Source organism: Blastopirellula marina (assembly GCF_002967715.1).
Taxonomy (GTDB): domain Bacteria; phylum Planctomycetota; class Planctomycetia; order Pirellulales; family Pirellulaceae; genus Bremerella; species Bremerella marina_B.
Genome location: NZ_PUIA01000016.1, coordinates 210,441 through 234,625 on the forward strand (window position 1 = coordinate 210,441; position 24,185 = coordinate 234,625).

Here is a 24,185-nt window from a genome sequence, read left to right on the forward strand (position 1 = left end):
GCTAATCCCTTGTTCGAGCGACTCTCGCAGGAACCCCGTAGGCAACGATTGAGTCCGGAAGATCCTGAACCACAACTGCACCTGCACCAACGACTGTATCACAGCCGATCTTAATCTCTGGTATTATACTGCACCCGACTCCCAAGAAGCTTCGCTCACCTACCTGGACATTTCCTGCAAGAGCACATCTGGGTGCGATGTGGACTCCGTTCGCGACGATGACGTCATGATCGACGGTTGCTCCCGTATTAATAATGACAGCATCTCCAATCCGGGAATCAGCATTAATCACTGCGTTTGCCATGACTGCTATGCCGCGCCCCAATTGGCTAGATGGCGAGACAACGGCAGTAGGGCTAATGGCATTGACTATATCGAATCCCAGTGCGTGAAGCTCGTGAAAGATGCGAGCCCGAACGTGATTGGCACCGATCGCAACGAAAGCCTGCCGATATCCCTTCTCATAGAGGTTCGGCAGATTGTGGTCGCCTGCAAGTACCTTATGGCCAAGACATGAAGGCGGACTATCGGGGCCGCCAATGCAGCAGGCAATCTCGTGCCCCATGGCTTGCAATAGTTCGATACAGACTTTGGCATGTCCACCTGCACCAACAACTACCACTTCACAGTGTCGTTGCGTCATTGTGCGGATGCCCAAATGTCAGAGTCAGGTCTCGCGAAGAGCAAATTGGCCGATTCGACTTCCATAAGTTGTTCGATCGACCATTCTTCTAGCGTTCCCGTAAAGGGTTCAATTACCCGATACACCAGCTGCAGTTCTTCAAATGCCCCAAACCACTGGGCTGCGGTAACTCCGGTGCGTTCCAGATGAGAAGGGCCAAACTCGACGATTAAGCCAATGTTCGGACTGGCCTGAATGGTTTGTCGGGCCCCGTGGACCGCCAGGATCTCCGCCCCTTCGGCATCGATTTTCAACAGGCGAACATTGGTCCCTGCTGGCAAGGCGTCGTCCAAAGGAGTAGTGCGCACAATCTCAAAATTGTCGGAGTTTACCTGCTCTTCATAAAGTGGAAATAGTGACTGATGGCCCGCAATGGGGGCCAGATAAAACCGTTGCTCGCCGACTTGATCAGTAACAGCACACTGAAACGTTTCTACGAGATCTTGAAAGTTGTTTGCCTGAACGGTGTCCTGCAGAAACGCATAGGTTGATGTTGATGGTTCGAAGGCATAAACCTTACCACGACCTTGCAGGCGATTCGCCGCAGCCACGGAATGTAATCCGATATGGCTGCCTACATCAACAAAGACATCTCCTGGTCGTAAAATGCGCTCTATGAGCAATCGAGTTCCGCGTTCCAGGTCCCCAGACTCGCGCAGATAGCCCAACAGTGTCGACTCGTGAGGAGGGCACATGACATATCCGGACTTCACTTGCACGAGAATTCCGTTGGAGGCTTTTGAGTTGCGGTTTCCCGAGCTGAGTCTTTGGACCTCGTCCATTCTTGCTTGGAGCAGAGCTACGGTTTGCTGTAGCTGGCGATTGGCGTCCTGGAGCTCTGCGATTGCTCGATTTGTCTCGTCATCGATAGGGCGGTGACCACCAGATAGTCGAGAAATTCCGACTGAAACGCGTTTTTGGGTTCGACGAAACTCGTCCTTGATCTTTCGGAAGATCGACTTCTTTTCCTTCAATTCCAAGTTGCAAGTGACGGCACTTCGGGGCTCGCTTCCGCTACTTGTATTTTGTGGAGATAAGGCAACGTCAATGCTTACTCGATCTCGGTGTACCTTCATGGTTTTGACTTCGCGCGAAAAAAGGACAAGCTATGTCAAACATTCCCTAGGATTGACTGCTTCGCTTTATCATCGACTTCAAAGCATAAAGTCAATACGGATTACCTCACAGGAGTGATGGATATGAGCTGATGTTGCTCCATGGTTCGAGTGTTTGCTAAACTTCCGACCGGCATCCCAGTCTATTCCCAAAGCAGACCTGCCTAATAGCCAAGATACCTCGTCAATATCCGAGCAAACAGAGTGCAAATCGTATGTGGAAAATCCCTGTAGCGAGCGTTGATGTGAGCGGCAACGAAGAGGAATTCGTTGTTGAAGCCATTCGCAGTTCGTGGATTTCTTCCAGCGGGGCTTTTATCGAACGGTTCGAGCGTGAATTTGGCGAGATGTGCGACTCGAAATACACGTTGAGTTGTGCTAATGGAACAGTCGCTCTGCATCTGGCAGTCATGGGGTTGGGGATTCGCCCTGGAGACGAAGTCATTGTTCCTTCGATGACCTATATCGCTACTGCGAATGCCGTAGCCTACTGCGGCGCGACCCCGGTGTTTGTGGATGTTGATCCAGAGACCTGGTGCCTGGATCCCGAGGCTCTCGAAGCAGCCATTACCTCCAAAACTCGGGGGATCATTGCCGTCCACCTTCTCGGCCATCCTGCCGACATGGACCGCATCAACGAGATCGCCGCCATTCATGGTGTGTGGGTCATCGAAGACGCGGCGGAAGCACCATTCGCCGAGTATAAAGGCCGCCCGGTTGGTGGTCTGGCCGATGCGGCAACGTTCTCATTTTTCGGAAACAAGATCTTCACCTCGGGGGAAGGGGGAGCCGTAACGTTCAACGGCGACCAGTTGAATGTTCGCTTGAAGGCCTTGCGGGGACAGGGAATGGACCCCAATCGCCGATATTATTTCCCAATCATTGGCTACAACTATCGTCTGACGAACATTGCCTGTGCGCTTCTTTGTGCTCAGTTGGAACGGAGAGAGGAGATTCTTTCGCGAAGAAGCGGCATCTTTGAACAATACTCAGAACAATTATCTTCGATCCCAGGCATTCATCTGCAGCCGGTCGCCAGTTGGGCGACGCTTAGCCCCTGGATGTATTCGATCGTGATCCAGCCTGATGTGTTCGGCCATACGAGAGATGAACTGATCGCCCATCTGGCAGACGCCGGGATTGACTCGCGCCCATTCTTCGTACCCATCCATAGCTTGCCTCCTTACCGCGATTGCCCAGTTGTTGGCAGCATGGAGCATACCAACACGCTCGGCCAAAATGGCTTGATGTTGCCAACCTATAACCATCTGGCAAGCGAAGATATCGATTTCGTTGCTACAACGATTCGCCAGATGTGCAGAAGTCAACTAAGACGGGCTGCTTAGCCCCATATCTAGGTAACGTATCTAAGCTGCGAACGCTGTCGTTGCCACTTGGATCACGGCCGTCGAACTCACCAATTGCCAAGGTGAAGCAAGTCCTTTTCGGTGCGCTGCTGGCTCGGCAGGAATTCCGGAAAATCGTTCCTCAACGGTGAAATACGAGGAATAGTGATGTCATGAAATATCTACCCAGAATACCTAGCATTCTTGTGTGGATCATTTTGTCAGAAAAAATCCCGGCAACAGAGAAAAGAAACGTTGCACGGGAACGCCAGCAGGAGGACAATCGGCGGTAACCTGCCTTTAATCTCTTTTTCCCTCCCCCGCCTAATCAGGACCCGGACATGAAGCACCGGATTCCTCTACTGCTATGTGCCTTGCTGATCGGTCCGGCAAACGGAGCGATCGCTTGGGGCCAAGAGCAGATACCCAATCAGGAGCGTACCTTTTTCGAGGAAAAGGTACGTCCGATTTTGGTCGCCAAATGCTATGGGTGTCACTCGGCCGACGCGAAAGAGATCGGTGGTAAGCTTCTCTTGGATAGCCGAGCCGGACTCTTAAGTGGTGGTGAATCCGGCCCCGCTGTCGTGCCCGGTGAGCCTGATAAGAGCTTGCTGATGGATGCGTTGCATTACGAATCGTTCGAAATGCCGCCGGACAAGCCCCTGTCGGAATCAGAGATCCATGTGGTTTCGCAATGGATTCAACGTGGCGCGTGGGACCCTCGAACGGAAGCTGCCCATCCAGGCCCCAAAGAAAACTGGACGCAACAGGAGCTGTGGTCCTTTTATCCCCGGAATGTCATCCCGCCACCAAGTGTCGCGCGGAAGGACTGGCCTCTAGGGCCAATTGATCAGTTCGTATTGCAAAAAATGGAGCAGGCCAATGCTCAGCCTACGGATGATGCCGAACTGCGAACCCTGGCTCGACGCTTGTATTACGACCTGATCGGTCTTCCTCCATCGGTGAGTGAGATAGAGTCCTTTGTCGAGGCCGCGTCGAAGGATCGTCGGCAAGCGACGGAAGCCCTGGTGGATGAATTGCTCTCGCGTCCGCAGTTTGGCGAACATTGGGGAAGGCACTGGCTCGACGTTGCCCGCTATGGCGAGTCGAACGGTAACGATGGTCTTTCTCGCAATGCGACTTTTCCTCATGCCTGGCGTTACCGCGACTATGTCATCGACGCCATCAACCGAGACATTCCATACGATCGCTTCTTGACCGAACAGATCGCTGGCGACCTGCTGCCGGCCGATACTGCCCAGGAGCGAAATCGATTGCTGGTCGCGACTGGCTTTTTGGCGATCGGTTCCAAACCGGCGTCGGCGATGAACAAAGACTTTCCAATGGATATCGTCGACGATCAAATCAATACGGTTAGCACGGCCGTTATGGGGCTCAGTGTGGCTTGCGCGCGTTGTCATGACCACAAGCACGACCCCATTCCAACTCGCGACTATTACGCCATGGCAGGCATCTTTACGAGCAGCGAAACGCTGTATGGTGCCGCCGGTAATGAAAAACTGACCGCTCCTCCTACCGAACTGCATGTCTTAAGCTCAGAGCTTTCGGACGACGGCGGCAAGCTCGGCCAGATGAAAGCTCCCTTGGCTTTGCCTGCGGGGTACGTCGACTTGGTTCAGCAAATGCAACCGAAAGCAAGCGTTGCACTCGATCAATTGCCTGACGGCTGGAAAGAAATCGGATCGCCGAAGTTTTCGCCGTCCGAGTTCGTACAGTTGAAAGAGTCTTACCTGCAAGGCAATGCGCCCGATCTGGCTGCGGACTATACCGTTTCGTTCTGGTTCAAGAATGATTCGCCCAATAACTCGCGGCCGATCACCGCGTACCTGTTTACCCGCGGGGAACTCGGCAACAAAGAGATACCTGGCGACCACCTAGGTATCGGTGGGACACACGATCCGAAACGAACCGGCCGCCTGTTCGTTTTCAATGGCAACAAGAAGAAGGCTTCCCTGGCCGGCAGTACTGTCATTGTCCCTGGGGCTTGGAATCATGTGGTCATGGTTCGCCAAGGGAATAAGGTTCGTGTCTATCTCAATGGCGTGTCGAAGCCGGAAATCGAAGGGAAGCTGGAACCGACCTTTGAGAAGGAATCACGTTTTAGCTTGGGGGGGCGAAGCGAAGGTTTCGCGCCCCTTACCGGTAGCCTGGCCCACTTTAGTTTGTTCTCAAAATCGGTTTCCGATGCTGACGTAGCTGCCCTGCACATAGCCTCCGGCCGCCCGAAAGGAATTACCCAGCTTGGTGTCGCGATGGGTGTTCGCGAGGCCAGTAAGCCTGCTCATTGTAAAGTGCATATCAATGGAACCAGTGAAAAGCTAGGAGCAGAGGTCCCCCGCGGAACACTGACCGCTTGTTGGCAAGTGGTCCAAGGGGACGGCACTTCGCCATTCGTACCGAACTTGGTTATTCCAGAAGCAGAGAGTGGCCGGATCGAATTGGCTGCCTGGCTTTCTGATCCACAGCAACCACAAACTTGGCGTGTGATCGTCAATCGAGTCTGGCTGAAATTGATGGGGGAAGGTCTTGTAGCGACACCAGATGACTTCGGTGTGTTCGGTGCTCGACCAACTCATCCCGAGTTGCTCGATTGGCTCGCCCAGGACTTTATCGATGGTGGTGGATCGATCAAGGGGCTCATTCGATCGATCGTGCTAAGTCGAACCTATCAATTGTCGAGCGACTACGGTGACCAGATTGCTGAGCATGACCCAGAAAACCGACTGCTGACGCGGCACCGAAAACGGCGACTTACGGCTGAGCAGTTACGCGACTCGATTCTGCTGGCAAGTGGCACTCTCGATTTGAAGCCTGGCCAGGGAAGTCCGATTCAAGAGATCGATGCGTTGATCAATCAGCCTCCGCACGAGGCATCGACACTGCATCAACCAAGTAATCATCGCAGTGTCTATCTTTGTTACATGCGAAACGCTCCGCCTGCCCAACTGGCGGCTTTCGACTTGCCTGATGGGCTGAAAGTGACTGGTAAACGCAATCAAACCGTATTGCCTGCACAGTCGTTGTTCCTGCTGAATAGCCCTTTCGTTGTCCAACAGGCCGAGAGCTTGTCCACGCTGGTATCTGCTGACCCGAACGCCACAACCGAAGAAAAGATCACACAAGTATTCCGTCGAGCGTTTCAACGCGATCCGACTCAGTCTGAATTGATTCAAGCGGTGACGCTACTCGATCGACTGGAAAGCGAAAGCTCTGGTGCATCTGACGGCAAGCAGATGCGTCCCTGGGCCGCTTTTTGTCAGGCCCTGTTTGCGTCCAATGAATTTCGCTATGTCGATTAACCCTGATTCGCGACGATTGCTCGTACCCACCCAGAAGCGAGGTCTCCCATGATTCCATCTCGAAGAAACCTGTTGCAATCAGCATCATGTGGGTTCGGGTACTTGGCACTTTCGGCTCTTTGTCAGCAATCGCTTCAAGCCGATTCTTCCGGCACGCTCCAGCCAAAGATTCCGCTGCATCGTCCGCGAGCCAGGCGAGTTATCTTTCTGTGCATGAGTGGTGGGCCGGCACAGCTGGATATGTTCGATTACAAACCTCAAACGGGTCAGAAGAAGCATCCCGGTTCGGTTTACCCATTTCGAAAGCGAGGTGAAAGTGGGCAATGGATTTCCGATCTTCTGCCAGAGACGTCGCGGCATGCCGATAAGCTTTGCATAATCAACGGTATGCATGCCGATACGGGCAACCACGCCCAGTCATTCTTGCAGTTGCATACCGGCGAAAGACTGCGGCAACGGCCCAGCATGGGGGCATGGATCAACTATGGACTTGGGACCGAAAATCAAAATCTGCCAGGCTTCATCAGCCTGAATACCTCGAAGCCGTCGGTCTACACGAGTGCGTTTCTGCCGCCTGTCTTCGAGGGCACGCCGATCGGCACCAACGGCGAGAGCATGTCTCAGGCAACGATCAATAACATTCGCGGAGAGCACCTTTCTAAAACCGCTAAGCGGCAGCAGTTGGATTTTATCCAATCGCTCAACCAGCAGCACCTCCAGCAAAACCCGGATGCCGCGAAGCTGGAAGGGGTGATCGAGTCGATGGAACTTGCCTATCGCATGCAGACCGCCGCACCGGAACTGCTGGATACCAGTACCGAGTCGGAAGAAACGCTCAGACGATACCGTGTCGGCAAGTCACTTTCCGTCGGAACTTGCAAGCCGTCTGATTTCGGCCGGCAATGCCTGTTGGCCAGACGTTTTGCCGAAGCTGGTGTGCGTTTTATCGAACTCAATCATGGAAGCTGGGACCAGCATCAAAATCATCGTCGAGATTTGGAGGCCAATTGCGAAGTCACCGATGCCCCTATTGCCGCATTGCTGGATGACCTTGAGATGCGGGGACTGCTGGAAGACACGCTGGTCGTCTGGGGAGGTGAGTTCGGCCGCCCAGGCCTGACGCCTGATAATGGCAAGGATGAAACAGGCCACAACTACCGCGGCTTCACTTTCTGGTTGGCTGGTGGTGGTGTGAAGGCTGGGTACACGCATGGCAAGACCGACGAAACGGGCTCGCGTGCGGTCGAGGGGCAAGTTCATTTCCGCGATCTGCATGCCACCATTCTGCATGCCCTGGGATTACAGCCCAACGAATTGACCTACTTTCATGAAGGCAGAGAACATCGTCTGACCGGCCCCGAAGGCGGTAAGGTTGTGCACGAGATTCTTGCCTAGCAACTCTGCTCGCAGTGAAGGAACGATTGAGTTCCAGTACAAGCAGGATTTGCGCTAATAAACGATTACGTTGAAAGCCTACTAGGGCGGGCATGTTATTTGACATGATTACGCGGGTGTTTTCTCACGCGTGATCCTGGCAAATGCGTATTGAAAATACAGAGCGAGAGAGCAATTGCCGCGAGAAAATAGCGCCAGCTCAGAGTCTGTTCAATTGGAGAACGTGATCGTATCTTACGCGCCGGCGTGATGCTTCCGAACAATTATGGAAGGCCATAGAGAATCAGTATTTCAGTAGTCTCGGCAGGTCGACACTGAAATAGGCGTTGCCGTTGCGCTGGTCGAATGCCGCAGCCAGTGAGCTTGTTTCCTTCTCTAGCCAATCGATGATCTGCTGGACATCGTATTCACTCGAGTCTTGGTAAACAGGAAATGAAGGTGGCAGGTTGAGTTTGTGGACGGGCTTTTCCTGTGCGATCGCAGTGAAGAGGTGCTGGGCAGCGACGTAGAAAATGTAACGCGAGCCTTGGTCGTGCGTTTCCAGGCCCCACAGCAAGTGACGTTCAAACATCCGGATCGCAGGTGCGGTGCGTTCTCGGTGGAGTAGATAGGCGATCTGAAAACCAACTAGTTCTAGGAACTTTCGATTGTCACGAATCAGTCGGTACCCCTTTTGCTGGTATTGGTCCGCTTCTTCGTACTGCTTGAGTAGAGCCAGGGAACGCAAGACACCACTGTAAGTGTCGTGAGGTGTGAACGATTTCGACGGCTTGGTGGTAAGGATTTTGATTGCCGTTTCGACTTCCTTTTCCGTTTCTTCGAGAAACCAGTAATACCAGAACTCGGATTCGGCCTCTGCGGGAACTTTGTGGGACATCTCATCCCGGGGATACTCAAGGTATTTATCATGCGACGCGATGGTTGTTTCCCGGTCGCCAATCGAGCGGGCAAAACTCATGCGCACGTAATGAATTGTGCGCTGGCTGTAGCCAAAATGACGTAGATGAGAATCCAACTGTCCTAATAGCTGGTCAAACTTGTCACGTGTGACGTGCGGATACTGGCTGACGCCACACAAGAACGTCTTCAAGATCGACAAAAGGAATTTCTTGTGGTCTAGGAAACGCTCTCGATCTTTCTCGAAGACAGCCAGGCACCAAGCGAGCTCAGCCATGGTTTTCTCTTCGTAGCCGGAGTTGCCTGCACCACACGCCACGTACAACCGGGCCGGAAAGATGAGATCCAGGTCGCGACTGCGTTCCGCCAGGCGCAGGGCTGCCTCATACAGATGAAGCTGCGTTTCGCCATTGGGAAGGTTGTAGGCTTCGACCTGGAGATCGTATATCTGATCGCTAATGTCCCCCGTCATGGCTTGTACTCTGTGATGGCTTTCCACTACTCGCCGGTGCGTCTCAATACTTTAGCCGCGTGGGTAGCTCGTTGCTGAAGTAGTCGTTGCCGTTGCGCCGGTCAAATGTTACTGCCAGCGAACTGGTTTCCCGTTCTAGCCAATCGATTAGCTGCGCAACGTCGTATTCGCTCGATTCTTCGTACAGCGGAAACGAGGTGGGCAGGCTAAGTTTACGGGTCGGTTTCCTTCTGGGCAGCGCAGTGAAGAGATGTTTTGAGGCGGTGTAAAAAATAAAACGAGCGGACAGCTCGTGAGTTTCCAAGCCCCAGGCCAAGTGTCTCTCGAACATTCGAATCGCGGCTACCGTTTTGCCGCGATGCAGAAGGTAGGCGATCTGTTCGCCAACCAGGTCTAGGAAGTCCCGATTCGTACGGATGAGTCGGTAGCCCCGCTTCTGGTAGTTGTCGGCTTCGTCATAACGCTGCAACATGGCCAGAGGCCGCAAGATACCACTGAAGGTCCGATGTGGTATGTGCGCGCACGATTGCTTTCCTGAGAGGATTTTGGATACCACTTTAATGGCCGTCTTGGGGTCTCCCAGAAAAGAGTAGTAAGACATCTCGGCATCAGCCTCACAGGCAAGACAGTGGGCCATCTCGTCTCTCGGAATCGCGACGTATTTAGCATGCGATTCCATCGACATGGCGCGGTTGCCAATCATTATGCCGAAGTACATGCGCACGAAATGGACTGTTCGCATATTGTAGCCGAAGCGTTTGTAGAGCGATTCCATCTGCGCAAGAAGTTGGTCGAACTGTTCTTGTGAGACTTGCGGAAGATCGCCGATGGAACTCAGGAAGTTCTTAAACGCCCATAGAAGGTCAAACGCATGTTCCTGGAGTCGATCTTCGTTTTTCTCAAACGTCGCCAGGCACCACCCCAACGCTGCCATGGCCTTCTCTTCATGACCGGAGAAGCCTGCGGCTCCCGCTACGAAAATCCGTGCCTCGAAGATAATGTCCAGGTCTCGGGTCTGTTCCGCCAGACGAAGGGCTTCTTCATACAGTCGCAACTGCGTATCGCCGGTCGGAAGGTTGTAGGCCTGCATCTGCAGATCATAGATCTGATCGCCAAGTTCCTCACTCATTGTCTTGTCCTCCTACGGCCCAGTCGAGCAGTCCCAACAGCCCCTCGTTTAAGAGTTTGACTTCACTTTTCTTCAGTGGAAAATGCCCCAGCAGAAGTGCTTGGATGTAAACCATCTCGACGCTTCGACGCTGACCATCCGACTGACCCAACTGACAAATACGCTTGATAAGCGGATTGGAATAGTTGAGATAGAGACGGGCATAGCTGGAAGGAACGTCACGCGTCAGGTCTCCCAGCATGTCGTTCCATACTCCTTCGGTAACATCTTGGGCTTGTTCCACCGAGCGGATAAAGTCGGCGTTCGCGTCGGTAACATACAGTGACGGCAAGTCACTGGGAAGAAACTTGGCGATTTCGACGGCGCACTTAAAACGTTGCAACGTCATGTCGGCCAGACGCTCGAATTCTAGCGTTTCTTCCCGTTCGCTCTGGCTGAGCTGTTCGAAGCGATCAGAGAGTTGCTCAGCGTCGAACTCTTCGAGTTTGAAGTCCGATCGAATCATGCTCAGCCGAGTCAAGATGTCGACATCATAGACGTAGCCCGCGTTGATTACTGCCAGCGATTCGGATGCCGCGACCTGGGCGATCTGGCGGAACTGATCGCAACTGGGGACGTAGCGAATGACCGAGTTCTGTTTGCGGAATTCGGCCAGGGTCATCGTTCCCAACGAAGTTTGAAACGGCAACCAGTCAGCGAACAGTTCCAGGCACTCATCGTCATCGACGGCCAAGGCCTTTACGGCCAGGTGATGAACGGCGATCAGTTGCTCGAATCGACGGGGTTGCGTTTGAGCCATTTCGACCAGGTACCGCCGCAGGCAATCGCCGAGTTCCTGACGTGTTCGTTCCAGCACAGTGTCTTCGTAAAACGATTCGCGTGAAGCAGTCGGGCGAAGCTGCGAGGCATTCACGACGCACTGTACGAAGAAGGCCCATTCCGGAAGCACTTCGTGCGTCTTGGTCGACAGCAGCATGTCTTTCAGGTAAACGCGATGCGGTTGTCGCGATCCGGCATGAACGGCTTCCGACAGCACGTACGCCACACCGGTCACTCCGCCGGAAGTGGAATGCAGGGGAAAGACGTCGAGAAAGTTGCGTTCGAAGACCTCGGTGCCGTACGCGAGCAGGTTTTCTCGTACCTGTGGGTTGGTGGTGTCTTGATGCCAGGGAGCTTTGGCGTTGACTACATCCGTTTGCCCATTGCTGGTCACCGTGATTTTCGGCTGAAGTAGGCTGCCGTATTCACGAGCCAGCTTCAACACCTTCTGGGGCTCGAAATAATCTTCGTACCCGGTTGAAGGCTGTAGAAAGATCTGGGTGCCGACGGGGATCGCCTGGGTGAGCTTGCGGACCGAGTAGGTGCCATCAGTCGAGCCCCGCCATTCAATGCCAGGCTGGTTATCTCCTTTGGCGGAACGCGTGAGGACGACGATCTCATCCGATACCGTAAAGCATGAGAGGAGCCCAATCCCGAACTGCCCCAGAAAGTCTTCAGGGCGACTGGTCATCTCCCCCCGCTTGGAAGACTGGCCGATGGTGGCCAGAAACTGATGGACTTCGTCTTCGGTCAACCCAACGCCATTGTCTTGGAAGATAATCGTAGGATCGCTCTCCGCGGAGGTAATCACTTCGATCTCGATCAGGCCTTCGTGTTGCGGCTCGATCTGGCGACGTGCCTGGATCGCGTCTACTCCGTTCTGCAATAGTTCGCGCACGAACACATGCGGACCGCTGTATAGGTGCTGGGAAAGTAGATCGATAAGGCCACGCAGTTCCACCTGAAATCGATTTTGATCTGAAGCAGTCAATTTAAGCACTCTGAGCGAGGGGAATGACAAGTTCGTTTTACGTACGATTTTGCCTTCTGGCGAGGCTCGTTCCAAGCCCCAGTTTATTTATGCAGATTTGATAGGCGCAGAATCATATTGAACCAGTATCTTTGCCTTCATTGAGCCAAGATGCCAGGAATTGGTTCGCCTGGGTGGTTACTTTTAGATGAAGACGTTCTGCTAGGACGATGCCGGGAGGCGTTAGCTGATGACTTCCCGGATCACATGCCCGAAGTCCTTCTCCAGGCGTTTTCTGCCGGGCACATGCATCGCGCGGGGGTCCAGACCGAGTTGATTCAAGACGGTGGCATGGATATCGGTGACGTAATGCCGATTCTCGACCGCATGGAAGCCGAGTTCATCGGTCGCACCATGGGCAATGCCCCCTTTGATGCCACCGCCGGCCATTGCGATGGTGAAACCGTAAGGATGATGGTCGCGGCCGTCGGTACTTTGGGAACCAGGTGTACGACCGAATTCTGTGGCCCAGACGACGAGTGTCTCGTCGAGCAGGCCCCGCCGCTTCAAATCCTGGAGAAGAGCACCCAGCGGCTGATCAATTTGCTTGCAGAGTTTCGTGTGATTTACTTTAAGCCCTTTGTGGCTGTCCCATTGCCCGGCACCGCCATTGCTGCCGTGATAAACCTGCACGAACCGAACTCCTCGTTCGACCAGGCGGCGGGCAGCAAGCATCTGCTGGCCAAACGTCTTCGTTTCTGCTTGATCAACACCATACAGGTCGAGCGTTTCTTGCGTTTCTTCCGTGAACTGTACCACTTCTGGCACGGCCGTCTGCATACGGTAGGCGAGTTCGTAAGAGCGAATCCGTGCCGCGAGGGCATCGTCGTCGGGGAAGTTTTCAGCCGTCAGTCCGTTTAGTTTGCGGAGCAATTCAAACTGCCCAGCTTGCTCTTCCTGGAACGTTCCTTGCGGCGGCTTGGCGTAGGGAAGGGGATTGGCCGGGTCGATATTCAACGGAACGCCGTCATAACGCGGGCCAAGGTAGTTCGCTCGATGGCATTCCTGGCCGCCGCAGCAGTCGGCCACCGGTGTGCCTATGACGACGAATTGAGGCAAGTTGTCGTTGATCGAGCCAAGCCCATAGTTCACCCAGGAACCGATCGTGGGAAAGAATCCTTCAACGCGATGTCGGCCTGTATGAAATTGCAACTGCGCGCCGTGGTTGCTGTCTTCGGTCCACATCGAACGGATCAAGCAGAGATCGTCGGCCCGGGCACCAACGTGCGGCAGCCAGTCGCTAATATCTAGTCCGCTTTCGCCTCGTCGCTGAAATCCGACTTGCATGGGAAACAGCTTGTTGCGGATGAATCCGTTGTTCGGATCGAAAGCAACGACTCGTTCGTTTTCCAGGAACGAGGACTTCAGTACGTCGGCATGCGGAGTCTCTTCGATCGATTTACCGGCATACTTGTTCAATGCCGGCTTGGGATCGAAGGTCTCCAGATGGCTGGCTCCTCCGATCATGAAGAGCCAGATCACACTCTTCGCCCGAGGTGCGATCTGCTGCAATTGCGTTTCGGCAAAGCCATCTCGTGCGAGCATGCTGGAAAGAGCAATGCTACCGAAACCGAGCCCCAGGTCATTAAGAAACCTACGACGGGTAAAGCTATCTGAAGGCTGTTCTGTCGGACGGTTGGAATCGCTCATCGGACGGTCACAAAGTCGTTGTGGTTGAAAAGGACATGCACGAGGTTTTCGCGGGCACGCTGGGTAGAATTGTTCGCCGCCGGCACGCCTGCTTTCGCGACACCGGCAATCGGTGTCAAGCTTTCCGGTTGACTCAATCGCTCGGATTGGTTTGAAAGGAAGTCTCGGCAGGCAGCCAATTCCTCGGGAGTGCAGTCGCGGCAAAGAACTGCTTCAAAGGCCCGGTGAATGAACTTCTCGGTATCGGGCTCGGCATCATTTAACCTGGCAGCCAGTTTGCGGGCCTGTTCCACAACGAGCGAGCTATTGGATAGAGCAAGTGCTTGTTGCGGTATAATACTTGGCGATCGTCGGTAACATTCGTTGGGTGCCGCCGCATCGAACGTGACGAGCATCTGCATCTGTTTCTCGTAGGCATGGCGGAAGTAGAGACTGCGGCGATGCACCTTTTCGCCTTGCTCGAAATCAATATCAGGACCACCCAGCGTTCGGTCCAAGCTGCCAGCGACATGCAGCACGCTATCGCGAATACTCTCGGCGTCAAGTCGCTGCACGTTCGATCGCCAGAGCAATAGGTTATCCGGATCTTGTTCCAGGTTGACCGTGAACCGCTTGCCGGAAACGCTTGATGCACGACGATAGGCCGCCGAGGTGACAATCAAGCGATGCAGGTGTTTCATGCTCCAGTCGTGTTCCATGAGCTCGATCGCCAGCCAATCGAGCAGTTCGACGTGTTCCGGCCGAGGTGAGCGAAGGCCGAAGTCGAACACGTTTTCGACCAGCGGCTCGCCGAAGTGACGCATCCAAATATGGTTCACAGCCACACGTGCGGTGAGTGGGTTGTGGCGATCGGTAATCCACTGCGCCAAGGCGGTGCGTCTGCCGGTACTTGTCACCGGATAGGCCGTGCCGACCGATGTGTACGCGGTCGCATCCTGCTTTGTGGCTAAGCCGGCAGCTTCCTCTTGTTTCTTGGAGGCCTCTTCGACTTCCTTGCGGGCCTTTTCGATTGCGGCCTTCTTTTTGTCGTCGGGCTGATCACTTGCTTCGGCTTGCTTCAGCGATTGCTGCCTTACCAGAAGTGTATGGCGAGCTCGTTCTAGCTTCGCGCTGCTCTCGGCTTGGACAGCCTGCCTGGCTAGTGGCTGTAGCTTGTCAGGTGTGACTTTGTCGGCATACTTGGCCCGATCGGCGGTCCAGCGATGTCGCAGTGCTTTCAGTTCCGCGGAGGAAGCACTCAGTGCCTGTTCGTTTAGCGGCTTGTCGTTTGGGTTGGTGGATTCGGCGAGCTTCTTTTCATCGGCCTTTACTTTCGCTTCTGCTGCTTGAATCTGTTCAGACTCGATATACTCCTGCAGGCTGGGAAATACGGCTAGTGGCGGCAGTTCGACTGCCTGCGGCTTGTAGCTCAGTTCGATCACCCCAGGGAGACCTGGTTCTAAGGGGTGCTCTTTGTCGGGATGCTTCTCGTTGCCGGCGACATAGAGATAGGTTTGTGCGTTCGGCTTGGCATCGTAGGCGCGAACCAGACCTTGCTTGAGGAGATCCGCCTCGCCGGACAGTTGTTCGGTGCGTACTTCATGGGGCTCGAACACGGCCCGCATTGCATAGTATTCCGACTGGCTAATCGGATCGTACTTGTGGTCGTGACAACGCGCACAGTCGATTGTCATGCCAAGAAATGCCTTGGCCGTATGTTCGACCGTGGCATCAAGCCAGATGTTACGGTTGCTTTTGTGGAAGTTGCGGGCCAGGAAGCCGGTGGCTCTCAGAGTGGCTTGGTCCGTAGGAGCGAGTTCATCGGCAGCCAGCATCTCTGCAATCATCTGATCGTACGGCTTGTCGGCGTTGACCGATTCGATGATCCAATCTCGCCAGCGCCAGATATGACGTTGACTTCCGCGGAGTTCGTTCTTGTAACCATCCCAGTCGCTGTAACGCCAGACGTCCATCCAATGCCGTCCCCAACGCTCGCCATAGGCGGGATCGTCGAGAAGCTCGTCGACAAGATGATTCCAGGCTCCTGGCGAGGAATCGTTGATATAAGCGTGCTGCTGGTCTGCCGTCGGAGGCAAACCGACTAAATCCAAGTAGAGCCTTCGCACTGAAGTCGCAGGACTGGCAAGTGGGGCAGCGGCTATCTGGCGTGCTTCAAGCTTAGCTAGCAGGAACGCATCGATCGGGTGGACTTCTCCCAGTTCGTTCTTGATTTGGGGAACATCGGCCTTCAGCGGTGCCTGGTATGACCAATGCTTTCGCGGGTCAGGCGGAACTTCTTCCGCATCAGGAAACTTTGCTCCGGCTTGGACCCAGGTACTCAAGAGTTGGACTTGCTCGGCCGAAAGTGGTTCCCCCTCACCTTCCGGCGGCATCCGCAGATCGGCATCGTCGGACTGTATACGAGTAAGGAGCTCGCTCTTGGCGGGGTGTTCGAGGTCAAGGACCGAGCCGCTCGCTCCACCTGAATGGATCAGCCGACCTGCATCCAGCCGTAAATCGGCTTCCTGTTTGAGCGCCCCGTGGCATGCCGAACACTTCATGGCCAGCAGCGGCTTGATCTGCTCCTGGTAGTAATTCTCGTCGGCCGAAACAGGCAAAGCGATGAGGAGTAGCACGAGAGCTATGTAGAAAAGTCTCATGGCATCTTCAGAGAGAGAGGGTTGGTCGGTGGGGCAGCGATGGAGTATTGCTGATGCCTGATGATACCCGAAGTCAACCCGCAAAGTGAAGAGATTTTTCGTTATATCAACGGAGTTTCAGGGGATCGGGGGCTGCCGATGGATCAGGTTGAAATAGGTAATTTGTATTGTCCGCAGTTTGCCCCGAGTGTCCTCATGGGACTTGCGCCAAACCGAAAGCTCGTTCCCCGATCATTGATCATTAGGGGAACGAGCGGATTTACGCTCGCTGATACACGAATTAATCGTGTTCATCGGCAGCGGCGGAGGGTTCAAACCAGCGGTAAATCGCAGGTAGAACTAACAGTGTAAGCACCGTACAGGTAATTAGCCCGCCGATAACCACCGTAGCCAGGGGGCGTTGTACTTCAGCACCGGCGCTGCCTGATATCGCCATGGGGACAAAGCCCAGCGCACCGCAAGATGCGGTCATCAGCACGGGGCGAAGTCGGTCGATAGAGCCGGTCGTTACTGCGGTAAGTTGATCGAAGCCTTCGTGCCTGAGGTGCCGGATATGTTCGATCAAAACGACACCATTCATCACCGCGATCCCAAACAACGCAATAAAGCCGACACCTGCCGAGATCGAGAAAGGCATGTCACGTATCCACAGCGCAAAAATACCACCCGTGGCCGCGATGGGCACGTTCAAATAGATCAGCATCGTCAGCTTGGCGGAATTAAAGGTAATGTACAGCAGCGAAAAGATCAGAAAGAGAGCGACCGGCACGGCAATCAGCAAACGCCGCGATGCTTCTTCCAGATTCTGAAACTGCCCACCCCAGGCCAACGAGTAACCGGCAGGTAGTTTTACTTCTCGGGCAATGGTCTGCTTGGCGTCAGCGACGAATCCAGCCAGGTCTCGTCCCCGCACATTGCACTGAACCAATAGTCGGCGGCGAATGGCATGACGGCTGATTTCGGAAGGGCCATCTTCAACGATGATATCCGCCAACTGCGTGATCGGAATACTCCGGCCTTGGGGATCTTCGATCTTGATCTGTTCCAGCTTCTCGATATTGTAGCGCCACTCGGGGGCCAGGCGAACTTGTAGCGGGAAACGACGTTGTCCTTCGAAGACTTCCCCGACAGTATGACCGCCGACCACTTGTACCGCGCGAAGGATGTCTGCGGCGTTGATTCCATAGCGGGCAATCGCATCGCGGCGAATGTTGATCCGCATGTAGGGAAGCCCTGCGACCTGTTGGGCTTGCACGTCGGCTGCCCCTTCCACACCGTTCAGAGCACGAACAATTCGGTCCCCTTGTTCTTTGAGCACATCGAGATCGTCTCCGTAAATGCTGAGGCCTACGTCCGATCGAACGCCTGCGACAAGTTCCTGCACGCGTAGTTCGATGGGCTGCGTGAAGCCGTAGGAGTTGCTGGGCACTTCCTCCTCCAAGGCGGCTTGCATTTGTTCCACCAAATCGGTTTTCGCGATCACTTCGGGCCACTCATCCACAGGCTTGAGTCTTACCAGGACGTCCGTCTGATGAACGCCCATCGGGTCGTTCGCGATTTCCGGACGTCCTGTCTTAGAGATAACGCTTTCTACCTGTGGAAATTTGAGCAATGTTCGCTCCATCGCTTTCGTCATTTCGATGGATGTTTCCAAAGAAACGCTAGGCAATCGAACCGATTGAATCGCGATGTCCCCTTCATCCAGCTTCGGCACAAATTCGACACCGAAACCACTGGCGACAACAACACTCACGGCAAATACCGCGATCGAAGTTCCGAGCATGGGGATGGGGTGACGCATCGAAAAGTTAAGCAGCGGTTCGTACCACTTCTTAAGCCAGTTTACCAGGAAGGTGTCTTTCGAACTGACGCTGCGAGCGAGAAAGAGGGAGGCCATCACAGGCATCACGGTAACACTCAGAATCAAAGCACCTGTCAGTGCCGACATGAAAGTGAAGGCCATCGGGCGAAACATCTTGCCTTCGACTCCTTGCAGGCTGAGGATCGGCAGGAACACGATAATCACGATCAGACCCGCGAATAGAATCGGCGTGCCGACCTCCTTCGATGATTCCTTAAAGACTTCCTTGGGGACGACACCCCCATGCTCACGTTGGTAACGGCTGGCATGTCGCACGGCGTTCTCGATCATCACCACGGCACCATCCACGATGATCCCGAAGTCGATCGCCCCGAGGCTCATTAAGTTTGCCGAAACCCCAGCAAGCTTCATCGCAATCAGGGCACACATGGCCGAAAGAGGAATGGCCGCAGAAACAATCAGGCCTGCTCGAATATCCCCGAGCAAAAGAAAGAGCATAATGATGACCAGGATCACGCCGACACTGATGTTTTCGGCAATCGTGTGAATCGTCTTCTCAACCAATTCAGTGCGGTCATAGAAGGTATCGATGTAGACGCCTTCGGGAAGTGTCTCCTGGATTTCAGCGATCTTGTGTTTCACATCCTCGACCACCTGGCGAGAGTTCCCTCCCATTAGCATCATCACCATGCCGGTGACCGCTTCTCGATTACCGTCACGAGTGACAGCCCCTTGACGCAGCATGGGCGCAAATCGAACGTTAGCTACGTCTGAGATACGGATCGGGGTCCCATCGCGACGGCTATCGAGAACAATGTCTTCAATATCCTTCATATTACGAATGAGTCCCTCACCGCGAATGAGACGCTGCTCGGCGCTATGGGTGATATAACCACCACCGGCGTTGGCATTGTTTTCTTCTAGGGCCTCAAAGACGCGATTCAGGGAGATGTTGAAGTTCAACAGTCGATCGGGATTGACCTGAACTTCATACGTCTTCAGCTCGCCGCCAAACGTATTGACTTCGATTACACCAGGCACACTGCGCAGCTGAAAAGCGATTTGCCAGTCGAGAATGGTGCGGAGATCCATCAGGCTGTATTCGTGTCCTTCTTCGGCACGCACCTCGAACTGGTAGATCTCGCTCATGCCGGTGGCAATCGGCCCCATCTGAGGATCCCCCATGCCTGGCGGGATGTTTTCGCGAGCCTGTTGCAGTCGTTCGTTGACGAGATTTCGAGCCCAGTAGATATCCGTTCCCTCTTCGAACGCGACAGTTACCGCCGACAAACCAATGCGGCTAATCGACCGAATTTCTTCCACTTTCGGAAGTCCGCTTAGGGCATTTTCCACTGGGAAAGTAATGAACTGTTCCACCTCGACAGGGCCGAGGGCAGGGGAGGTCGTGAGGACTTGAACTTGAACATTCGTCAAGTCGGGAACGGCATCGAGCGGAAGTCTTGCGACGGAGACAACCCCCGCCCCAAGTAAAACCACGGCGAGCAGCATCACGATGAATCGATTGTTCAGGGACCATTCAATAATATTTTGAACCATGGTAGACTCGGCATTCGGGATCGAAAATGTGTGCAGATAAAACGCATTCAAGCAGCAGTCAGCTCGGCTTATTCTTCAAGCAAGCTGTCCAGCATTTTCGACTTCAATGCGAAGCCACCTCGCACCGCAATTTGATCTCCCTCTTTCAACCCTTCGACAATTTCCACCATGTTTTCGGTCTTGCGTCCCAGGGTGACATCGCGTGCCTCAAAGAGGTCGCCCCCCAGGTGCAGGAATACAAAGTTACGACCTTCGAAGTCCTGCAAAGCAGTGGCAGGAATTTGCAAGCTTTTTCCGGCATCGCTAGTTGGAAACAGAACATGCACGAACATGCCAGGCTTGAGAGCCGCATCTTGGTTGTCGGCCACCGCCCGAAGCGTGAGTGTTCGACTGTCGGGATCAACCAGATCGCCGGTGTAGAAAACTTTGGCATCGAATGTCCGCCCCGGCCAGGCATCGGCTTTTAGCTGAATCGTCTTACCGCGTGCTTGGGAGAGCAGGGGAAGTTGGCCTTCGTAGATGTCGGCCGTTACCCAGACGGTGGAAAGGTCAGCGACGCTAAAGATCTGGCTTTCGGGGCCGACACGCTCGGCAAGGACGACGTCCTTGGAGATGATGGTTCCGTCAAAGGGAGCGAAGATGGGCATATGGGAAACGGCCTCGCCCTGGATGACCGGATTGATTTCCTCAAGTGCCTCCTGATCAAAACCCAGAACCTTCAGTGCCGCCTCGTCAACAGCCACGCGTGTTTCCATTTCTTTTACGGCGTGGGAAGAGCGAAGGCTCTCCTGAACGGCTTCTTGCTGAATCTGCTCGATCAAAGATTGAAGCGTGGCCCGAGCGGTATTGCTGTCCGATTCGGCCTGGATCAATTGTTTGCCCGAAACGGCCCCTGTCTGGGAAAGTGGGGATAGACGGCTGACCGTTTGCTGATGTGTATGCTTGCCAATATAGGCCGTCAGAAGTTGGTTACGGTATTCGCCGATGGGCTTTCCTCGGAATCGTTCTTCGATCTCACTAACCTCTGCTTCCGCCCGGATCATTTCGATCAGCTCTTGGACGTTCGTTACGATTTGTTGCGTCCATTTGTCCTGGGCCGATATCTGGTCGAGCTTCAACCGATCTTGATAGAGCTGAAGCTTGGCCTGGCCGACTTCGCGACTTTGAACGATCGCCAGTACGTCCTTCTTTTTCACCTGATCTCCCAGGTGCACCGTGACTTCATCCACTACCCCTTCGGCCAACGGGAAGATATGAGCCAGACGATCTTCATTGATGGCAATCTTGCCGGTAACTTCGACTCGTTTCTCGAAGGAGTGTAACTGGACGGGCTCGATGACGACCGAACCAGCCTCCCAGCGATGCTGAGGGAATTCGATTGTTTCAGCGGTAGGATCATTCGCAGCGATCTGGGGGGCGTGGGGATCCGGTTCGTGTTCGGCCCCAGCGCCGGTATCCTGGTGAGATAACTGAGTGGCTCTGGTGGAAACCCACCACATTCCCGCAGCAATCGCAAAGACTGCTAGAACCACAAGTAAGATCAATGATCGCATATTGCCAAGCGTTGCCGATGTCATGGATGGTGTTCTCCAGCGAAGTCGCCCAAAGTAAGAAGTGCCGAAATCGATTGGCGCAGCGACTCACGCAAGGACATTGCGACAGAGAGTCTGCGTCAAAGAAGCTGTGAGAGGGGAGGCTCTAGCAGCGGATGACGCCAAGTCGAAGAGGTATGGGCAGAGATGGAGCGAAGTTCGTTAAGAAGGGGCCCGTCGCGTACGCGGCTGGTTTAACTTTGCTACTAGTCAAATTGCCCGTCGGGATAGCCAGCGGAATGAGCGATCGCAAGTCTTGCAAGCACGCCGAGACAGCGGTTGTTGTGCCAGCCAGCGAGAGCCATTTTGCCTGTGGGGATTCTTTATCTTCTGAATTACCCGGCGGGGAGAAGTGAAGATGCCATCCAAAGTCGACGTCAGCGAAGAGTGCGGCATCGGCATGGAATGCCTGCAAGTGATTGAGAAACCAGCCAGAACTGGGATTCTCGGAATCAAGCATTGTGCCGTGACAGTGACAATAAGGGATGGGGCCTGTCCATATCGCGATCAGTAGGAGTACTCGAAAGCACACCGATATCCGGCGGGATCCTACTAAACGAGCATTTGGTGACATGGAAAGAACGTCAAAGGCGGGAGTGACTAACAAAGCTTAAATTAGTCGACATATGTTGAGATGTCAACGAAACGTGAGCCGCGTTGCTGATTGCCGCAGTATTGCGACAAATGATGAACCGGCCCCTCTGCGGGGTGGCTTCTTCGCGGAGGCTTATTCATCGTGTTTCCGTGAAAATTCCCGTTTAGGTCCGCTTAGTAAGTTTGATGGAACGTAGGTAGCATTAGGGGGTGGCTGATGCGAGCAGAACGGTGGTCGCATGTGATCGATTCGGTGACAAATTGCTATAAGTTCAATCAGGCAAGGACTGTCCTTTCGTTTCGGGAGCCAGCCAAATTAGTAGCAGGCCCAGGACATAAATCAACGAGATTGTCGCCCCCGCCTGGGCATAGCTGCCGTTGTAATGCTTCATTAATGCCCCCATCTGCAACGCACCGACGGCGGCAAATATCCGGCCAGCGTTGAAGCTCAATCCCTGGCAGGTAGCGCGGACGCGGGTCGGGAACAGCTCGGGCAAATAGAGCGGCAGCCAACCATAAAACGCGGAGGTTACCGTTCCCACTATCGCCGCCATGAACAGGAATTCATATCCGTAGGCATCAACCATGCGAAAGAGGTAGCCGCATGTCAGTAGCGACAAGAGGCTCAGCATGAAGTAGACGGGACGACGTCCGACCACCCCGCCTAAATAAGCCCCGCCCAAACAACCAATAATCGCCCCAACGGCAGTTAGTGCGGTTGTCATCGCTTTGGCTTCTGGCACTGTGCCGCCCGTCATCTGGTCGGCCCACAGCGGAAGCCACTGAACCGAGCCCCATGAGCCGATCAACGCGATCGAGGCAAACGCAATACCCAGGAGGGTCGGCTTGAGTATCTTTGGCTTGAGGATCTCGGTAAACGGGTTCGCCGATTCCTGCTCAATCGCTTCTTTCCAGCGTTCCGATTCGGGAACAAACAGACGGATGAAGAAGGTCAACAGGGCAGGGGCTGCACCGGCAATCATAACCCACCGCCACGATTCGACCGTGACGGGGATCATCCAACCGATACAGGCAATCAGCAGGAATCCGACGTTGGACGCCGCGCCGATCGCGCCCGCCAGCCACGGCCGATGCCGTTCCGGCCAGCACTCCATCACCAGGGCAACACCAAGCGACCATTCCCCACCCATCCCAAGCGCTGCCAGGAAACGTAGGCCACCTAGATGCCAGGGCTCGGCGGCGAAATAGCATAAGCCGGTGAATACCGAGTAGGTCACGATGCTAAGCGACATGGCCCGCACCCGGCCAATCCGGTCGCCCAGCCAGCCAAACACCAGTCCGCCTAACGCGGCACCCACAAGAAATCCTGCCGTAATCAAACCCATCCAGCGGCCAATTTCCGCGTCATCCGTGACACCAAGCAGGTCCTGCAATGACGGTCGGGCTACCAGTGGGAATATTCCCATCTCGACGCCATCGAACATCCATCCCAGGAAAGCGGCGATCAGTGTCATCCATTGCGTCCGTCTCAGACCGTGATGCTCCGCGATGGTTTCCGTTGTCATGAGGACACCCCGCGATCGGCGTCTTGCACTCCACTTGTCAACTTCAGCAGTTCGATAAACTTCGGCATGAATGGCGAATAGTCATGCCACGTTCGGGCACTCACGAGATTGCCATCGATGACGCAGGGTTGGTTGATGTAAGTTCCGCCAAACTGTGTTATGTCCAACTCGCATTTTGCTACGGTGGTTGCCGACCGACCGACCAGGCAGCCGGCGGCCGCAGCAATCTCTACACCGTGACAGACAATTGCGACCGGTTTGCCACAGTCAAAAAAGTGGCGGGTGATGCGAAGCAGATCCTGGTCGTAGCGCAAGTACTCTGGAGCGCGGCCACCACTTAAGAACAGCCCGGCGTAGTCATCTGGATTGACATCGCGAAACGCCACTTCTGCTTTCACGTGGTACGCTGGCTGCTCGCGTGTGATGTCCCAGGGAATGTTCTCGCCTGGGGGAATCTCGTGCATCACTCCATGGTAGAGTCTCGCTTCCGGACCAGCCACAACAACGTTGAAACCATCTTCGCCCAGCCGGAAAAACGGATACAGGGTATCCATGACTTCGGTGGCGTCTCCAATAGGCAGTAGCACTTGATACACGGGT

14 protein-coding genes are annotated in these 24,185 nt (G+C 54.4%); 3 read left to right on the forward strand and 11 right to left on the reverse strand.

Going from position 1 to position 24,185, the window contains the following annotated elements:
- Nucleotide 1: 1 nt before the first annotated feature.
- Nucleotides 2–643, reverse strand: a complete 642-nt coding sequence (locus C5Y96_RS28090; protein ID WP_105350025.1) for an acetyltransferase — start codon at nt 641–643, stop codon at nt 2–4.
- The gene (locus C5Y96_RS02860) at nt 640–1,758 is read right to left on the reverse strand and encodes an FkbM family methyltransferase (RefSeq protein ID WP_105350026.1); all 1,119 of its coding nucleotides are present in this window, start codon (nt 1,756–1,758) and stop codon (nt 640–642) included. Before C5Y96_RS02860 ends, C5Y96_RS28090 begins: the two co-directional genes overlap by 4 nt.
- 254 nt (nt 1,759–2,012) lie before the next feature.
- Here C5Y96_RS02860 and C5Y96_RS02865 point away from each other — a divergent pair, with 254 nt between their 5' ends.
- The 3 genes from C5Y96_RS02865 (at nt 2,013) to C5Y96_RS02875 (ending at nt 7,858) form a co-directional block, all read left to right on the forward strand.
- On the forward strand, nt 2,013–3,143 hold the full coding sequence (locus tag C5Y96_RS02865) for a DegT/DnrJ/EryC1/StrS family aminotransferase (protein WP_105350027.1): 1,131 nt from the start codon (nt 2,013–2,015) through the stop codon (nt 3,141–3,143).
- A gap of 341 nt (nt 3,144–3,484) precedes the next feature.
- The gene (locus C5Y96_RS02870) at nt 3,485–6,463 is read left to right on the forward strand and encodes a DUF1553 domain-containing protein (RefSeq protein ID WP_105350028.1); all 2,979 of its coding nucleotides are present in this window, start codon (nt 3,485–3,487) and stop codon (nt 6,461–6,463) included.
- 102 nt (nt 6,464–6,565) lie between these two features.
- Nucleotides 6,566–7,858 (forward strand): DUF1501 domain-containing protein, encoded by a 1,293-nt coding sequence (locus tag C5Y96_RS02875; protein ID WP_315850638.1) that lies wholly within the window; start codon nt 6,566–6,568, stop codon nt 7,856–7,858.
- A 283-nt stretch (nt 7,859–8,141) separates the two neighbouring features.
- Here C5Y96_RS02875 and C5Y96_RS02880 read toward each other — a convergent pair whose 3' ends face one another.
- From C5Y96_RS02880 to C5Y96_RS02925, 9 genes are all read right to left on the reverse strand, one after another.
- Entirely contained in the window at nt 8,142–9,227 is a 1,086-nt protein-coding gene (locus C5Y96_RS02880; RefSeq protein WP_105350030.1) for a hypothetical protein, read from the reverse strand.
- A 43-nt stretch (nt 9,228–9,270) separates the two neighbouring features.
- Nucleotides 9,271–10,356, reverse strand: a complete 1,086-nt coding sequence (locus C5Y96_RS02885) for a hypothetical protein (RefSeq protein ID WP_105350031.1) — start codon at nt 10,354–10,356, stop codon at nt 9,271–9,273.
- Complete coding sequence (locus tag C5Y96_RS02890; protein WP_105350032.1) at nt 10,349–12,166, reverse strand: HSP90 family protein; 1,818 nt, start codon at nt 12,164–12,166, stop codon at nt 10,349–10,351. The genes C5Y96_RS02885 and C5Y96_RS02890 overlap by 8 nt, the downstream gene beginning before the upstream one ends.
- Nucleotides 12,167–12,388: 222 nt before the next feature.
- Nucleotides 12,389–13,855, reverse strand: a complete 1,467-nt coding sequence (locus C5Y96_RS02895) for a DUF1501 domain-containing protein (protein ID WP_105350033.1) — start codon at nt 13,853–13,855, stop codon at nt 12,389–12,391.
- Nucleotides 13,852–16,494, reverse strand: coding sequence for a PSD1 and planctomycete cytochrome C domain-containing protein (locus C5Y96_RS02900; RefSeq protein WP_105350034.1), 2,643 nt, complete (start codon nt 16,492–16,494; stop codon nt 13,852–13,854). The genes C5Y96_RS02895 and C5Y96_RS02900 overlap by 4 nt, the downstream gene beginning before the upstream one ends.
- Nucleotides 16,495–16,774: 280 nt before the next feature.
- Nucleotides 16,775–19,873 (reverse strand): efflux RND transporter permease subunit, encoded by a 3,099-nt coding sequence (locus C5Y96_RS02905; RefSeq protein WP_105350035.1) that lies wholly within the window; start codon nt 19,871–19,873, stop codon nt 16,775–16,777.
- 68 nt (nt 19,874–19,941) lie between these two features.
- Nucleotides 19,942–21,450, reverse strand: a complete 1,509-nt coding sequence (locus C5Y96_RS02910) for an efflux RND transporter periplasmic adaptor subunit (RefSeq protein ID WP_105350036.1) — start codon at nt 21,448–21,450, stop codon at nt 19,942–19,944.
- A gap of 881 nt (nt 21,451–22,331) precedes the next feature.
- Entirely contained in the window at nt 22,332–23,585 is a 1,254-nt protein-coding gene (locus C5Y96_RS02920; protein ID WP_105350038.1) for an MFS transporter, read from the reverse strand.
- A complete protein-coding gene (locus tag C5Y96_RS02925; protein ID WP_105350039.1) occupies nt 23,582–24,181 on the reverse strand; it encodes a DJ-1/PfpI family protein in 600 nt (199 codons plus the stop codon). Before C5Y96_RS02925 ends, C5Y96_RS02920 begins: the two co-directional genes overlap by 4 nt.
- Between the last annotated feature and the right edge of the window lie 4 nt (nt 24,182–24,185).

Excerpts from the sequence above, each read along its gene's own strand:
- C5Y96_RS02910 (WP_105350036.1), bottom strand. The coding sequence starts at position 21,450 with ATGACATCGGCAACGCTTGGCAATATGCGATCATTGATCTTACTTGTG.
- C5Y96_RS02860 (WP_105350026.1), bottom strand. The coding sequence starts at position 1,758 with ATGAAGGTACACCGAGATCGAGTAAGCATTGACGTTGCCTTATCTCCA.
- C5Y96_RS02895 (WP_105350033.1), bottom strand. The coding sequence starts at position 13,855 with ATGAGCGATTCCAACCGTCCGACAGAACAGCCTTCAGATAGCTTTACC.
- C5Y96_RS02900 (WP_105350034.1), bottom strand. The coding sequence starts at position 16,494 with ATGAGACTTTTCTACATAGCTCTCGTGCTACTCCTCATCGCTTTGCCT.
- C5Y96_RS02880 (WP_105350030.1), bottom strand. The coding sequence starts at position 9,227 with ATGACGGGGGACATTAGCGATCAGATATACGATCTCCAGGTCGAAGCC.
- C5Y96_RS02885 (WP_105350031.1), bottom strand. The coding sequence starts at position 10,356 with ATGAGTGAGGAACTTGGCGATCAGATCTATGATCTGCAGATGCAGGCC.
- C5Y96_RS02865 (WP_105350027.1), top strand. The coding sequence starts at position 2,013 with ATGTGGAAAATCCCTGTAGCGAGCGTTGATGTGAGCGGCAACGAAGAG.
- C5Y96_RS28090 (WP_105350025.1), bottom strand. The coding sequence starts at position 643 with ATGACGCAACGACACTGTGAAGTGGTAGTTGTTGGTGCAGGTGGACAT.
- C5Y96_RS02870 (WP_105350028.1), top strand. The coding sequence starts at position 3,485 with ATGAAGCACCGGATTCCTCTACTGCTATGTGCCTTGCTGATCGGTCCG.
- C5Y96_RS02920 (WP_105350038.1), bottom strand. The coding sequence starts at position 23,585 with ATGACAACGGAAACCATCGCGGAGCATCACGGTCTGAGACGGACGCAA.
- C5Y96_RS02905 (WP_105350035.1), bottom strand. The coding sequence starts at position 19,873 with ATGGTTCAAAATATTATTGAATGGTCCCTGAACAATCGATTCATCGTG.